The sequence below is a fragment of the Actinomyces sp. oral taxon 175 str. F0384 genome, assembly GCF_000223355.1.
Classification (GTDB): Bacteria; Actinomycetota; Actinomycetes; order Actinomycetales; family Actinomycetaceae; genus Actinomyces; species Actinomyces oris.
On record NZ_AFUR01000005.1, the window covers coordinates 200,709 to 215,894 of the forward strand.

The following is a 15,186-nucleotide window of genomic DNA, read 5'->3' on the forward strand; positions in this document are numbered from 1 at the left end:
TACCCACGCTGGGATTCAGTTACCAGACCCCTTGATAGACTTCACCGGCTGCAACACCAGCAGAACCATCAGCTGGGATTCAGTCACCAGACCCCTTGATAGACTTCCCGACGTAGGCGTGGAGCTTGCCGCCGGGCTGGGATTCAGTCACCAGACCCCTTGATAGACTTCCCTGAGTTCGACGAGGCCCTGAAAACCAGCTGGGATTCAGTCACCAGACCCCTTGATAGACTTCTGAAACGTCTGTCAAGGGGGTCTGACCAGTGTAAACACCTCGTCAGAGGTCAGAAGATCATGAGTTGTTGGGGCTCTGACTCAGCCTCAACGGGCTCTTCGTTGCGGAAACAGAGCGTGCGCGACCACTCGCGGTCGGTGACGTACAGCATCCTCACCTCACCGCCGCGTGGCAGGTTACGCTTGATCGAGCCCACCCTGCGAGGCTCGCCGGCGACGGTCGGGGAGTAACGGACGTAGACGCTGTACTGGAGCATCCAGAAACCCTCATCCAGGAGAAGGTGCCGGAAACGAGTCGCCTCCTTGCGCTGCTTCTTCGTCGCCACCGGCAGATCGAACATGACCACGCACCACACTGGATCATCCGCCATCAGGACTCATGCCTAGGACCGGTCCACGACGGGACATCCAAGCGGGCTCGGTCCCCTTCACAGTACTGACCCAAGTGCTGAGCCAGCTCCTCCAAGACGGTTGGGAGCGTAGCGCCGTCGTCACGGAATGGCTGTTGCACCGCAGCAACCAGAACCTGCTTCACCTGCCGCTCCGCGGGACTCGCATCAGGATCCAGATGCAGTACAGCGTCATCCACCGCGGGGCGGAAGGGTTCAATGATGTCATCCACCAGGTTGAACATATTGCCTCGCCCATGGTGGAACAGGCCGAGCGTTGGGCTGAGCCCAGCGCTCACCACCGCACGGATCCCGTGCGCGCGCAGGACCGCATAACCGTAGTTCAAGCAGCTGTTGCGGTGATCCTCCGCCTCCGGGCGCCGGAGAAAATGACCCTCGGAGGCGAACAGCCGGGACCAGTACAGGCGAGCGGCATGAGCCTCGACGTTCTCCGGGTCACCCGAGCGCACCGAACGCGCCATCTCCTTGAGTCGGGCTGCCGCAGGACGATCCTTCTGACGCAGAACAGTCGCCTGCCCCAGCACCTTCGCCCTCACCAGGCGACCCCACGCATTCTTCCTCCGCGGTTCAGAGAGCTGCGACTGCGCCAGCTGCCTGGCCCCAACGCGACCGTGCTCATGCCATGGATAGGCGGCGCCCTCGGGGACGCCCCGCCAGTCGCAGAACAGCACGATGACATCCGCGCCCAGCAGGCGATGCACGACGGCCGTCGAGAAGCTCACGCGAGGACCCATGAGGACGACCGCCACATCGGCTGTTGGGATCCGATGCTCACCGCCGTCATCCTGGTGGATGCAGATTGCTCCTCGATCCGAGGTGATGCGCCCCTCCAGTGACGAGCAGTCAATGATGCGCCAGGCGGTGTCCATCGGCGATCCTCACTCAATAGACCAGGTGACGGGCAGATTAGATCTGCTGGAATGTCGAGGGCGGCCTAGGGCATCGCGCCGAACAACAGTAGGATGCACTTTGGCTAATTTGTTAATAGCTACACGCCACCCTTTATTTTTAATTACATACTCTGCGATGTCACTTGAATTGTTTAATCCTTCTGCTGAAAGAATTCTTGGTTTTAGAATTAGCATAGTTTCAGAGTCGTATCCACAGATGCGCCAGCGTGTGGTGTTGGGGTAGTCTTTAAGGAAACTTCCGATCTTGTGTGTCGTGAATGTTTCGACGGGAATATGTAGTTCGTCGCCTGAAACGATCCATCCTAGATAAGTGGCCCTGCCTTCAGAGATAGCCTGGCGGAGTTCTGTGGCAGCGCATCTCATGCTGATCGACTGGGGTGGGATGACCGCAGAGAAGAGATCCCCGTGCCGCTGACTGAGCAGGTCATGAGTGAAGACGCGGAGCATCGCGTAGGCGGGCTTCTCGCCCTCGATGCGGTAGATGCGGGCGTGATGAATTGATGACCCAATTTCGACGAATCCGCCGCGCACTGCGATAGCCCCGAAAGGAGCTTCGTCTCGATCGCTTTTGGTTTTCTTTCTTTTGGAGAAAACTTGAATGCAATCGGCGGAGCTGATTTCCTGACCATGAACTCTGATCACGCGGTCCTCCCGTGCGGGAAGGCCGTTCTTCTCATCGAAGTCTATCTCCCGAGTGAGTGCGCACCACAGTGCGGGAGTGCAGGCCCGGTCGATCTGTTGTACTGTCAGTCCGTCGCCGAGGCGGTGGGAGACTAGTTTTGATGCTTTGACGGTGTGCGCGCTGCCGTCAGATAGTCGAAGGCGAATATTTTGGGTGACGTACACTTCATCTGCTGCCAAACTCTCGTTGAACAACTCCGTGAGCCGATGCATGTGGCCACGCCACGCCTCGAAGCGCTCTCGCGCGCCCACGGTCAATCCTGTGTACTGCTTCCAGGTCTGTTCTTGGCCAGTGAGGCGCTGTTCCCCGCGAAGACTTGACCGTTCTGCCAAGGTCTTGGCAACACTTGGTTCCATGAGTGCCACAACGCTTGCATCCACGGCATGGTGTCGGCGGTCAAGGCGATCCTTGCGTCCTTTCTCTCCGATCAGGTTGATGCGGGACTCGATGCTGGCCGCCTTGCGAGCTGCTGCGGTGATAGAGCCTCGGTAGACCATGACAGTGGTCTCGGGGTAGGCGGCCGCAATGCGATGGTGTAGCTCGTTGGCCATCCAGGCCACGGACTCCATGCTGCGCTCATCGATCTCTGGATCCTTTTGGGTGCGCCGAAGACGAGCGATGACCTCCTTCTTTAGGCGCGTCAAGTCTCCGGATGATGTGCTATGGTTATGTTCAACCCACCCGTTTACTCGACTAATGGCTTCCTTCACTCCGACGTGAGGGATCCCGCACTTCTGGGCCCACACTGCGAACGGAGTGTTCGACTTCGAATGGTTGCAGCGCTCGCAGACGGCCACAAGATTCCCACGGCGATTGTTCGAACCTGGGCCGGCCTGTGGAACGATGTGGTCCAGTTGGCATGTGTGGTAACCGATTGTTGTCCCACAGTACAAGCAGGCGCTTCCTTGTAACTTTAAGGCATGGAAGCGCACGATGTCACCACGGCTTATGTATCCCTCCTTGCCGTAGTCGTGTTGAATCTTCTCTATCGCTTTCTGGTTGTCGTTGTGGCGACTCCTATTCGCCTTATCTCGCTCCTCTGCTGTGCGCTCGCTGGTGAAGCCATCGCGAACATGCTCCACATGAATGACCTCAGGCGTGCCCCATATACTCTCAACCGCAGAGAGGTACCGTGCGACGATCTTGAGAGTCCGGTCGACTGACGGGTTGCCCACTGGGGCGCCCACAGGCTCGGCCGGAGGGGCCCATGAGTCATCGACGCCGAAGAGCCGCTTGCGCGCCTCATGAAGATCGTTGGTCGTCTCCAGCATGTGGTCACTGAGGGCCGTCAATGACTCCCGAGAATATGCCGCACGTCCGGCTGGGAGGTGGAGAGAATCGAGCTTGGCGTGGTCCTTCTCCGGCAGCTTGGCAATGACCTCGGCGCACTCCGAGTCCTCAAGCCCCTCATAGAGGTAACGGACCATGGCGCCCCGTCGTTCGGCGTCGGCCTTGTCCCACCAGGTCTTTAGCGCGCTGATCTTGGTCTTGCGCATGATCTGGTCGGTGACATCGATCGGAGGTTGAGCGGCCGACCGCTCACCATCGGCGGTGAGCATCGCGGTACCCCGCAGAGCCTGACGGGAGACTCTTAGCTTCTCAGCCACGTCAACCCAGGTCAGGTCGGCTTGCGAGTCCTCCATGAGGAAGGCAACCACCTGGCGGCGCTCGTCCACTGTCAGTGGCCGATTCTCTCCCTTGGTTTCGCTGATGCGGAGGTTAGCCACAATGGAGATGATCCGGAACCGCTGAAACTCCGGATCGCACTTCGGCGCGCGCCGGAAGGAGCCCTGACCGGGAAGCGGGTCGGGAGCCACGCGAGAGACGGCTGAACCGCGTGGAGACTCCGCCTTGAAGACGGCTCGCAGCAGTTGCTTGCAGACATCGGAAGAGATGCCCTGGCGGGCGCAGATCTTCCGGATCTCATTGGCGTTGTCGCTCTGGTGCAGCTTGCCGAGAATGCCCTCCGGGCCGCGCATGTAGATCTTGTGGGTCAGTGCCACCTGGGCCATCGCCTGCCCGGGGGTGATGTCGTCGTCGAGGACCTCGCCCGTTTTCGTCATGATGCGCTTGCGCAGCGCCTTCATGAAAGACGATTCCTCTGCGGGTGACAACAGCGACTCGACCTTCGAGTACGGGTTGCGCCACCCCCGATGCCGCGCAATGTGGCGCACCGCCATGGAGATGGCCGGGCCGCGCAGCTCCTCGGGCAGCGTCTCTTCGACCAGCCGAGCGCGCACCCGCCATACCCGGTATGGGTCGGTTCGCTCGCTGAGGTCGGGGTACTCTTCTGGCTTCGGGATTGGGAATCCGAGGTCGACCAGCACCTTGTCGAGCTGCTGGAGCCGCTCGCGTCGATTACGCAGCAGGTGTCGGGTGCGTCGGGCAACACCGGAGAGCTTCTTACGGGTGTCGTGATCCTTTTGTCCTTCCTTGCCGATCCCGGAGTCATGGATGTGTGACAGCGCTGAGAGGAGCTCGATGGGGGTCCCCTGGTCGTCGACCCGCAGCGTTGCGAGCCCGACGGAATGGGTGCCGACGTCGATCCCCACGCGAAGGTGGTGAGCAGGCATGGGAGATGCATACCACGCTCGGGCACAGTGTGAGGGTGGCGTAAGAAAACTGCCCGGTCTCAATATGAGATCGGGCAGTCAGACCGGCTTGCCGTTGGGTGCGCCGGTGGAGCAGTCCACTCCGCAAACATGGCGAAGGTTACTAGGAATTCAGTCGCCGCCAGTGTAGCACCATCTGGGCTGGAGTCTCGGCCTCAAGCGAGTCTCGGTGAGAGTGCGCCAGAAGTGGCGGAAGGGAGCGGGCGCCTGGGTCTCGTGTCGGCCGCGCCAGGCGTCCCCGACCGGGCGAGGGCCCGGGGAGACTGTGGGGTGCTTTGGGGCGCGCGGACCGGTGTGACCGGAGAAACTGGGCTTCACCCCACACGAACGAGAGAAACGCGAGTCTTTGGTGGTGAGATCGTCTAAGGCTAGGCTTACCTCGACCGTCGTGACTTGAGATTGATTCGTGACTTGGAGGTCGAGTGTTCCTCGCCAACCTGCTCATCGCCCTGAGGGAAGGACTGGAGGCGGCGCTCGTTGTCAGCATCATCGTCGCCTACCTCGTCAAGGCCGACCGCCGCGATGCCCTGCCCAAGCTGTGGCTCGGGGTCGGGCTGGCGGCGCTGATCCCGCTGGTCGCCGGCGCCATCATGACCTGGGGTCCCAAGACCCTCACCTTCCAGGCCCAGGAGATCCTCGGCGGCACCCTGTCCTTCGTCGCCGTCGGCATGGTGACCTGGATGATCTTCTGGATGGGGAAGAACGCCCGTGAGCTCAAGGGCGAGCTGGAGGGATCACTGTCCAAGTCCCTGTCCGCAGGCAGCTCCGGCTGGGGCGTCGTCTGGATCGCCGTCGTCGCCGTCGGGCGCGAGGGAGTGGAGACCGCCCTGTTCGTGTGGGCCACCGTGCGCTCCAGTATTGAGAGCTCCACCATGCAGACGACGGCGGGCGTCATCACCGGCCTCGTTCTGGCCATCGTGCTGGGCGTGCTCATCTACCAGGGTGCGGTGCGCATCAACCTGCGCGTCTTCTTCGCCGTGACCGGCTACTTCCTCGTCGTCGTTGCCGCCGGCATCGTCGCCTACGGCGTCGGTGACCTGCAGGAGGCGAGTGTTCTTCCCGGCTTCACGAACCACGCCTGGGACCTGTCCCGCTACCTGCCCGACGGCGCCTCGCCCTTCCACTGGCTCTACGTGCTGCTCCAGGCCATGTTCCAGTTCAACCTCCAGCCCACTGTCCTGCAGGTCGTGGGCTGGTGGGTCTACATCGTCCCGACCCTGGTGCTCCTCACCCTCCAGATCGCGGGCCGATGGCCCTCGCCCGCGCGCGCAGTCGAGTCCGCTCCGGCCGCCGTGAGCGCTGACGAGTCCGACGCCGAGGAGCCCGACGCCGTCGTGACCTCCTGACCACCCCGACCTCTCTCCCCACCCCCTGTCCACGCCACTCCTCACAAAGGAAAGACCATGCCCACCATCAAGCGACGCAACGTCCTCACCCTGCTTCCCCTGACCGCCATGGGCCTGGGCCTGGCCGCCTGCGCCGACAACCCCAAGAACGCCAAGGGCGGCGCCTCCGGCTCGGGGGCGTCCCAGGAGATCACGGTGACGCTCACCGACGACGCCTGCAAGCTCTCCTCGACCTCCTTCCCCTCGGGCGTGGTCACCTTCACCATCACCAACTCCGGCTCGGCCCCCAACGAGCTGGAGATCCTCACCGAGGACAAGCTCCAGATCGTCTCCGAGCAGGAGAACATCGGCCCCGGCACCACCACGAAGCTCACCACGTCCCTCAAGGAGGGCACCTACTACGCCGCCTGCAAGCCCAATATGGTCGGCGAGCTCAAGGGCGTCACCGAGCTGAAGATCACCAAGGGCGCCGCCGTCGACATCAGTGCCGACGAGACCAAGGCGCGCGAGGCCGCCGTCACCAACTACACCGCCTACGTGCGCGACCAGACCGGCCAGCTCCTCACCGCCACCCAGGGCTTCGTCACCGCCTACACCTCCGGCGACACCGCCACCGCCAAGAGCCTCTACCCGCTGGCGCGCCAGTTCTACGAGCGCATCGAGCCCACCGCTGAGTCCTTCGGCCTCAAGGAGGCCGGCGACCTCGACGCCGCCCTGGACACCCGCGTCCAGGACCTCGCCTCCGGCGCCGGCAAGGCCGTCACGGATAAGGACGTCCTCGCCGGATGGACCGGATGGCACCGCATCGAGGCCGACCTGTGGGCCCAGGACTCCTCCAGTCCCTTCAAGTTCGCCGACGACGCCGCCCGCAAGAAGGTCGCCGACCAGCTCAACGCCGACACCAAGTCGCTCTACGACCTCGTCTACGGGAACATCACCGGCGCCGGTGGGAAGAAGTTCGAGCTCGAGCTCGAGGACGTCGCCAACGGCGCCTCCGGCCTCCTCGAGGAGGTCGCCAGCTCCAAGATCGTCGGCGAGGAGGAGACCTTCTCCCACACCGACCTCTACGACTTCCAGGCCAATGTCGAGGGCGCCAAGGTCGCCTATGGCAACGTCGAGGAGCTCGTGAAGAAGAAGGACGCCAAGCTCGCGGAGAAGATCACCACCCAGTTCGCGGCGGTTGAGAAGCTCGTCGCGGCCGAGGTCTCCGGAAAGGCCTCCAACGGCCAGCCCACCTACGTGGACTACTCCACCATCGCCGCGGTCCAGAAGGACGCCGGCGAGACCCCCGACAAGAACGCCTACACCGACAAGCAGCGCAAGTTCTCCGACGCCGTCAACGCCCTGAGCGAGTCGCTGTCCAAGGTTGCCGGAACCATCCTCTGAGGCGGCGGCACCCCGACAACCCGGACACCCCGGAAGGAGACAGCAGTGAGTGGCAAGCCGGCCCACGAGTCGGACACCTCCCCGGTCGCCGACGACGCGGCCCAGGACGAGACCCTGGATGAGCCCCAGGACGAGACCGCGCAGGCGCAGCAGGAGTCGCAGGCCCCGACGTCGGAGGGCCCGGGTAACAGCGACTCGGCCCCCGACGCGGCGGAGCAGCCCGATGAGGTGAGCGCATCCGACGCGGCTGACCAGCCGGAGAAGCCGGATGCGACGGGGAAGCCCGGAGCCAAGGGCACTAGCCGCCGTGCCATGTTCACCGGTGCGGGCCTGGGCGCCGCGCTCGCGGGCCTGGCCGGTGTGGCCGGCGGCCGTGCCTGGGAGGCCTCCCGCCGGCCCGAGGAGGCCATCCTCACGACCTACCCCTTCCGGGGTGACCACCAGGCGGGGATCACCACCCCCGCCCAGGACAACATGTTCACCGCGGCCTTCGACGTCTCCGCCACCGACGTCGAGGACCTGAAAACCCTCTTGTCCGAATGGGCCGTGGCCGCCGAGCAGATGACCGCCGGTGAGCTCATCGGCGGCCAGCCCAGCTCCAACAAGCAGCTGCCGCCCAAGGACACCGGTGAGGCCTGGGGCTACAAGCCCAACGGACTGACCATCACCTTCGGCGTGGGTAAGAGCCTGTTCGTCGACGCCGACGGCAAGGACCGCTTCGGCCTGGCCGCCAAGATGCCCGCCGTCCTCAAGGAGGGCATGCCCTCCTTCGCCGGCGACCAGCTCCACGCCGCCCAGTCCGACGGCGACCTGCTCATCCAGGCCTGCTCCAACGACGCCCAGGTGTGCGTCCACGCGATCCGCAACCTCACCCGCATCGCCTTCGGGACCGCCACACTGCGGTGGAGCCAGGTCGGCTACGGGCGCACGTCGTCGACCTCCGTGGACCAGGAGACGCCGCGCAACCTCTTCGGCTTCAAGGACGGCACCAACAACATCAAGGCCGAGGACTCCTCCGACCAGCTCAACAAGCACCTATGGGTCCAGAAGGGCGATGACGCCGCAGCCGAGTGGATGACGGGCGGCACCTACTACGTGGCCCGGCGCATCCGCATGCTCGCCGAGATCTGGGACCGGCTGCGGCTCATCGAGCAGGAACAGACCATGGGGCGCGACAAGCGCTACGGGGCGCCGCTGAGCATCGCCAACCCCACGAAGGCCTCCGAGGAGTTCACGGCCGTGGACTACAAGGCCAAGGACGACAAGGGCGAGACGCTCGTGCCGGCCGACGCGCATATCGCCGTCGTCTCACCGGAGCAGAACCAGGGGCGCCGGATGCTGCGCCGCGGCTACAACTACACCGACGGCTCCGACTCCCTGGGGCAGCTGCAGACCGGCCTGTTCTTCATCGCCTTCGTGCGTGACCCGCGCACGAACTTCTACCCGATCCTGGACCGCATGACTAAGAGCGACGCCCTCCAGGAGTACCTCAAGCACGAGGCCTCGGCGCTGTTCGCGATCCCCCCGGGCATCAAGGAGGGCGACACCATGGTGGCCGCCTCGCTCTTCAGCTGAGGACGGGGTGAGGCGGGCCGGGCGGGCCGCAGTGGTGACTGCGGTTCGCGCCCGGAACGTACTTTCCGATCGAGGACTGCGTTTTCCTCCAGGCCACTGGGATCTCCCCGTCGCCATCTGGGGGAGAACGCAGTCCTCGTTGCAAAAGTACGTCCTCGATGGGGCGGTGGCTCTCGCCGTGCGGGTGGCAGTCAGCGGTCGGCGTCGGCCAGTGCCTTGAAACCGGTGATCGCGACCAGTGCCACGGCCAGGATGCCGGCCAGGATGAGAGCCAGCGTCCGGAAGGTGGGCGACGACGTCGCCGGGAGCGGGCCGGCGCTCGTGCCGACGAACAGGATGAACCCGTTGAGCGCCATGCCACTACCGCGGTTGGGTGCGGAAACCAGTCCATAGAGGCTGATCATTGCCGGTGCAGCCAGCGCTACCCCGGCGACGTACACGATGCTGCCGGCCACCAGGCCCACCAGGCTCTGCGCCAGCAGTGCCTCACCGAGCATGCCCAATGTCGACACCCCGAAGCCCAGCCGGGCTAGCTGCGCCCAGGACCACCTGGCCGCGAGCCGGCCCGCCACGAGGCTGAGGAACATGGCCGGCAGGGCCGCCAGGCGAATGAGGATGATCGTCGACGGCCGCATGCCCAGCGACTCCAGATGGCCGCCGATCCCCGTGTACATGGCGACGAACACCATGAGCAGCGTGACGTGCGCCAGGCTGAGCGCCAGAACCGCCGGCCTGACTGCGAGCCGGCCCAGCGATGCGAACTGCCCCCGAAGCGAGGAGCCCGAAGGGCTGGAGGCGGCGTCGTGCACGACGGCGAGGACGACCGCCAGGGCCACGGCCAGCAGTCCGCCGCACAGAGGGAAGAACCACCGCCACCCCAGGTGCAGCGCGACCAGCGAGGCCAGCACCTGGCCAAAGATGCCCGCCACGAGGAACGACGTCGACATCGCCCCGATCGCCCCGGCCCGCCTCGGTGGCGCCAGCGCCTCGGACAGGTAGGCCAGGGCCACGGGTGCGAAACCGGAAGCGCTCAGGCCCTGGATCGCGCGCAGGGCCGCGAGGACTGGGAGCGACGGCGCCAGGGCGCAGCAGACGGTGGAGACGGTGAGGGTCCCCAGCGCGAGCGCCATGGTCCTCCTCCTGCCGTAGTGGTCGGAGACCGGCCCCCAGATGAGGAAGCCTGCGGCGTAAGTGAGGCTGAAGGCCGTCGACAGGGCTGCCGTGGCGTTGCCATGGAGGTCGGTCGAGATCGGGGTGAGCAGGGGAATGGCGGCGTACAGCTGGGTGAGGACGAGTAGCGCGGTGACCACGAGGGCGGCGGTCGCGCCGCTGCCGGCGGGGTAGGCGGGAGAGGCCGACCGAGTCGTCGACTGGGTCGAGGACTCGGGGGAGTGGGGGACGTCGGGATGTTGATCGGGTCGGTGCACGGGAGACATGAGAACCCCTTTCCAACGTAGGCGTTGGAAATGACCCTAGTAGACTGGAGGAGTAGTTGCAACGGTAGCGTTGGAGTTTGCCGCCGGCGCTCGCGGACACGGGAGACGGAGTGTCATGGCCTGGGACACCGAGGGGACCAAGCGCAAGATCAAGGACGCCGCCACCGCCGAGTTCACTCTCCGTGGGCCTGCAGGGACCACCGTCGAGCGGATCGCCAAGCGGGCCGGGGTCAACAAGGAGCGCGTCTACAACTACTTCGGCTCCAAGGACCGCTTGTTCTCCGCAGTCCTGCGCGACGAGCTGACCAGGGCTGCCGAGGCCGTTCCGCCCGCCTTCGATGACGGCGAGGATGCGGGGGACTACGCCGGGCGCCTCTACGACTACCACCGGCAACGCCCCGAGCTCATCCGGCTGCTGTGCTGGGAGGCCCTCACCTTCGACGACGAGGTGCCCGAGGAGGAGCTGCGGCGCGAGCACTATCAGCGCAAGATCGCCGGGGTGCGCAGTGGCCAGGACTCCGGCGTCCTGACCCGGGACGTCGACCCCGGGGCACTCATGCTCATGCTCATGTCGCTGACCGGCTGGTGGTCCACCGTGCCCCAGGTGGCCCGGATGCTGTGCGGGCCCCTCGAGGATGAGGAGGCGCACGAACGTCAGCGCGCCGTCGTCGTCGACGCGGCCCGTCGGCTCGCCGCACCTCGCGACTGAGCGTGGGGAGGCCGGCTGGGCCAAGATAGGGCCATGCGCGACCTGAACGACCTGACCCGCCCAACCGTCCCCTCCGGCGCCATCCAGGAGCGCATGCTCGCCGAGACCGAGGAGCGCCGCGGCGTCGTCGGCCCGGCGCCGGCCCTGCCCGACGACGCCGGAGCCCCCACCGCTCTGCGCGCCGCCCTGGGGCAGGCCGTCGCCGAGCTGGCCCCGCAGATCGTCGAGCTCTCCCACGACATCCACGACCACCCCGAGACCGGCTACGAGGAGCACCACGCCGTGGCCACGGTCGCCGAGTTCCTGCGCCGCCACGGCATTGAGCCCGAGGTCGGCGTCTACGGCATGGACACCGCCCTGCGCGCCGAGATCCCCGGGGCCGCAGGCGCGGACGCGGCGGCCGGAGGGTCCGGTGAGTCGGCCGGCACCATCGCCATCCTCGCCGAGTACGACGCCCTGCCCGGCATCGGCCACGGCTGCGGACACAACGTCATGTGCGCCAACTCCGTGGGCGCCTTCCTCGCCCTGGCCGCCCTGGCCCGCACCCGCCCGGGCTCCCTGCCCGGCCGCGTCGTCCTGCAGACCACGCCCGCCGAGGAGAACTCGACCGCCAAGGAGATCCTGGCCGTGCGCGGCATGCTCGACGGCGTCGACGCCGCCATCCAGACCCACTCCTACGCCCACGACGTCACCCACCAGACCTGGCTGGGCGTGCGCCGCCTGCGCGTCATCTTCCACGGCGTGCCGGCCCACGCCGCCTCCCAGCCCTTCATGGGCCGCAACGCCCTGGACGCCGCCACTCTGGCCCTGACCGGCATCGGCCTGCTGCGCCAGCAGATGCTCCCCATGGACCGCCTCCACGCCATCATCACCGACGGTGGCCAGGTCCCCAACATCATCCCCGAGCGCACCGAGCTGTCCATCATGGTGCGCTCGAAGTACCTCGAGACCCTCAAGGAGATCGCCGAGCGGGTCGAGGAGGTCCTCCACGGCGCCGCCCTCATGACCGGCACGGGCGTTGAGATCCTCACCTCCGAGTACTGCAATGAGGTCCCCGTCCGCGACAACGGCCCCCTGCTGACCTCCTGGGTGCGCTCCCAGCGCGAGCGCGGCCGCGACCCCCTGGCCGCCGGGGTCCTGCCCGAGACCATCGCCGCCGGCACCGACTTCGGCAACGTGTCCCAGCGCATCCCCGGCATCCACCCGCTCATCAAGGTCACCGACCGGCCCGACGTCGCCCTCCACACCCCCGCCATGACCGAGGCCGCCGGCGCCCCCACCGGGGACGCGGCAGCGCTCGACGGCGCCTACGGGCTGGCCGCCGTCGCCCTGGACTGGCTGCACGACGCCGAGCTGCGCCGGGCCGTGCGCGCCGACTTCGAGGCCACTGGCGGGGCGATCGACGTCGCCGACTTCTGGGAGGAGTGAGGCGGGCGCGCCCCGGCCTCCCAGGCCGTCCTGGCCCGCACCTGCCCCGGCCTCCCCAGTCGCGTCGGCTCTCAGGCCGCCGGGCGGCGGATGAGCAGCGCCCCGGGGTCGATACGCACCCGCATGCTCTGCGTAGGCGCCAGCAGGTCGCCGTCGACCTCCACCAGGGCCGGCGCCGAGAGCTGGACGGCCACCTCCCCGCTGCGCCGCAGCATCACCCGACCCAGTGAGCGGCCGGACTCGGAGTAGTGCGCCGCGTAGGGCGGCAGCACCTGGCGCGCCAGCGAGCTCCAGCCCGCCAAACCCGCCACCGTGTCGATGGCGGCGACGTCGAGCAGGCCGTCATCGGTGCGGGCCTGCGGCAGCAGGGTGATTCCGGCCGGGAGCCGGCCGCCGTTGGCCACCAGCAGGTTGCGGGCCCGCAGGCGCTCCACGCGCCGCGCGCCGGCCTCGTCCCGGAGGCTGAGCACTAGGTCCATGCGCGGAGAGCCCAGGTTCTCCATGGCCGCCAGCGCGTAGGCGCCCCAACCGACCCTCGCCTTGAGGGCCGGGCGCGTGGAGGCCACCAGTCCGGCGTCGAATCCGATCCCGGCCACCACCATGCAGGCGTGCTCGTCGCCGAGTGTGGGCCGGGTCCACTGATGCGGCCGGCGGGTCGCCCTCTGGATGGTGTGCACGGCCCGGGCCGCCTCGGCCGACAGCTGCCGGGAGTCGGCCGGGTCGGCCGGAGTGGGCGGGGAGTCCGGCGAGGCTGCTGCGGCTCGGCCCGTCAGGGGTGCGGAGCCCGCCCGCCCGTGGGGGTCTCCCGCCGGTGCTGGGTCGGGGGCGACGTCGGGATCGGACCAGGGCTCGGTGCGTACCCAGGCCAGGTCGGCGGGAAGGTCGATGCCGTGGGCCACCACCCGGGCCGCGGCCCGAGCGTCCCCGACCGGCACCCCGAGGTTGCGGGCCGCCAGGTTCGCCGTGCCCAGTGGGACGATGCCCATCTGGGCGCCGGTGCCGGCCAGGCCGGCCGCCACCGAGCGCACCGTTCCGTCACCGCCGGCGGCCACCACCAGGCTCGCCCCGGCCGCCAGGGCCAGGCGCGCCTGCATCGTGCCGGGCTCGGAGACGCTCGTCTCCAACCACACGGGCCCGGCATAGCCGGCCTCGCGCAGCTCGCCCTCCAGCAGGGAGCGCACCGCGGCGGTGGCGCGCGGCTTGGAGGGGTTGACGACGACGCAGGCCAGTGGCCGCCCGGTGCGCGTCGTCGCCCGGGTGCCGCCGTCGGTGCCGCCCGTCATAGGGGCAGGCTAGTCGCCTGGGCGGCCCGGGTCACGGCTTGCGGGGCGCTGTCGAGCGGAAAGGAATCGAGCGTGCGCCGCCGGCAAGGGGAGCCCCCAAGGACAGCTCAGGCCGCAGCAGGGTCCGTGACGGGGGTGACAGGCAGGTTGGCCTGTTTGACCAGGCGCGAGATGAGCTCGGCCAGCTGGGCGAAGTCGGCGCCGCGGGAGGAGGAGACCCGGTGTACCAGGCCCATGCGGCGCATCGGCGACTCGTCGCCGAAACGGGCGATGCCGTACTCCGAGGAGGGGGTCAGCAGCTGGAGCGCCCCCTCGGGGATGATCGTCACGCCCGAGCCGTGGGCGACCATGCGGGTCACCGTCGACAGGGTGGTGGCCACCGCGACCGGGGGCTGGGAGCCGTAGCGTTGGCACAGGGCCAGGGTCTGGTCGCGCAGGCAGTTGCCCTCGTCGAGCAGGAGGAGGGGCTGGTCGTCGAGCTCGGTGGGGCTCACGTCCGTGCGGCCGGCCCAGGGGTGGCCGGCGGCGGTGAGGACGACGAGCGGCTCGTCGAACATCGGGATTGCGGTGGTGCGCTGGAGGTCGTCCTCCAGGGCGATGATGGCGGCGTCGAGGCGCCCCTGGGCGAGCTGGTCGAGGTTGTCCCCGGTGACCATCTCACGCAGGTCCAGGTCCATCTGGGGCAGGGCCTCGCGCAGGCCGTCGATGAGAACGGGGGCCAGGTAGGGCGCGATGGTGGGGATGATGCCCAGGCGCATCGTGCCGCTCAGGGCGGCGCCCTGGCTGGAGGCGGCCTCGCTGAAGGCCTCGGCGGCCAGGACGGCGTCCCGGGCGTAGGGCAGCAGGGCCTCGCCCAGGGAGGTGACCAGGACGCGGCGGGTGGTGCGCTCCACCAGCTCGCCGCCGACGCGCTTCTCCAGGGCGGTGATGGCCTGGGACAGGCTGGGCTGGCTGACGCCGAGCGCCGTGGCGGCCTCGCCGAAGTGCTGGTGGTCGCACAGCGCTACGAAGGCCCTCAGCTGGGAGAAGGACGGAGATGATGTGGTCGGCATGAGTTGTGGTCCTGTGGTTGGGGCCCGCATTCATGGCGGTCGGCGAGCCTGATATGACGGAGTGACAGAAAATCGGGGACAGACGACTAGCCGGGAGGTGGTGGGGAGAGTGGTGCGTGGGT

The 15,186-nt window shown here is 67.2% G+C and carries 11 protein-coding genes and 1 CRISPR repeat array (1 of these 12 cut by a window edge); of the genes, 5 read left to right on the forward strand and 6 right to left on the reverse strand.

What is annotated here, in order from left to right; all coding sequences use genetic code 11:
- Window positions 1-235: a CRISPR direct-repeat array (repeat unit 36 nt; unit sequence GCTGGGATTCAGTCACCAGACCCCTTGATAGACTTC) (it extends 249 nt beyond the left edge of the window).
- Window positions 236-284: 49 nt separating this feature from the next.
- Genes cas2 through cas9 form a run of 3 tightly spaced genes read right to left on the reverse strand, consistent with a single transcriptional unit; the run spans window position 285 to window position 4,789 of the window.
- On the reverse strand, window positions 285-605 hold the full coding sequence (cas2, locus tag HMPREF9058_RS08555; protein ID WP_009406928.1) for a CRISPR-associated endonuclease Cas2: 321 nt from the start codon (window positions 603-605) through the stop codon (window positions 285-287).
- Complete coding sequence (cas1, locus tag HMPREF9058_RS08560; protein WP_009406914.1) at window positions 605-1,513, reverse strand: type II CRISPR-associated endonuclease Cas1; 909 nt, start codon at window positions 1,511-1,513, stop codon at window positions 605-607. Before cas1 ends, cas2 begins: the two co-directional genes overlap by 1 nt.
- Window positions 1,514-1,522: 9 nt before the next feature.
- On the reverse strand, window positions 1,523-4,789 hold the full coding sequence (gene cas9, locus HMPREF9058_RS08565; protein ID WP_254654113.1) for a type II CRISPR RNA-guided endonuclease Cas9: 3,267 nt from the start codon (window positions 4,787-4,789) through the stop codon (window positions 1,523-1,525).
- 482 nt (window positions 4,790-5,271) lie between these two features.
- Between cas9 and efeU the strand changes: the two genes are divergently transcribed.
- Genes efeU through efeB form a run of 3 tightly spaced genes read left to right on the forward strand, consistent with a single transcriptional unit; the run spans window position 5,272 to window position 9,156 of the window.
- Complete coding sequence (gene efeU, locus HMPREF9058_RS08570; protein ID WP_009406946.1) at window positions 5,272-6,195, forward strand: iron uptake transporter permease EfeU; 924 nt, start codon at window positions 5,272-5,274, stop codon at window positions 6,193-6,195.
- 57 nt (window positions 6,196-6,252) lie between these two features.
- Window positions 6,253-7,581 carry an iron uptake system protein EfeO gene (gene efeO, locus HMPREF9058_RS08575; RefSeq protein ID WP_009406758.1) on the forward strand — a complete coding sequence of 443 codons (1,329 nt, stop codon included), beginning with the start codon at window positions 6,253-6,255 and terminating at the stop codon, window positions 7,579-7,581.
- 45 nt (window positions 7,582-7,626) lie between these two features.
- On the forward strand, window positions 7,627-9,156 hold the full coding sequence (gene efeB, locus HMPREF9058_RS08580) for an iron uptake transporter deferrochelatase/peroxidase subunit (RefSeq protein WP_009406782.1): 1,530 nt from the start codon (window positions 7,627-7,629) through the stop codon (window positions 9,154-9,156).
- Between the two features lie 191 nt (window positions 9,157-9,347).
- Here efeB and HMPREF9058_RS08585 read toward each other — a convergent pair whose 3' ends face one another.
- Complete coding sequence (locus HMPREF9058_RS08585; protein ID WP_009406734.1) at window positions 9,348-10,592, reverse strand: MFS transporter; 1,245 nt, start codon at window positions 10,590-10,592, stop codon at window positions 9,348-9,350.
- Between the two features lie 115 nt (window positions 10,593-10,707).
- Between HMPREF9058_RS08585 and HMPREF9058_RS08590 the strand changes: the two genes are divergently transcribed.
- Both HMPREF9058_RS08590 and HMPREF9058_RS08595 read left to right on the forward strand, forming a co-directional pair.
- On the forward strand, window positions 10,708-11,301 hold the full coding sequence (locus HMPREF9058_RS08590; protein ID WP_009406775.1) for a TetR family transcriptional regulator: 594 nt from the start codon (window positions 10,708-10,710) through the stop codon (window positions 11,299-11,301).
- A gap of 33 nt (window positions 11,302-11,334) precedes the next feature.
- Window positions 11,335-12,729: an amidohydrolase gene (locus tag HMPREF9058_RS08595; RefSeq protein ID WP_009406744.1), complete on the forward strand. Its 1,395-nt coding sequence runs from the start codon at window positions 11,335-11,337 to the stop codon at window positions 12,727-12,729.
- Between the two features lie 71 nt (window positions 12,730-12,800).
- Here HMPREF9058_RS08595 and HMPREF9058_RS08600 read toward each other — a convergent pair whose 3' ends face one another.
- Window positions 12,801-14,012, reverse strand: coding sequence for a diacylglycerol kinase family protein (locus HMPREF9058_RS08600; protein WP_009406856.1), 1,212 nt, complete (start codon window positions 14,010-14,012; stop codon window positions 12,801-12,803).
- A 107-nt stretch (window positions 14,013-14,119) separates the two neighbouring features.
- The gene (locus tag HMPREF9058_RS08605; protein WP_009406716.1) at window positions 14,120-15,064 is read right to left on the reverse strand and encodes a hydrogen peroxide-inducible genes activator; all 945 of its coding nucleotides are present in this window, start codon (window positions 15,062-15,064) and stop codon (window positions 14,120-14,122) included.
- Window positions 15,065-15,186: the final 122 nt, after the last annotated feature.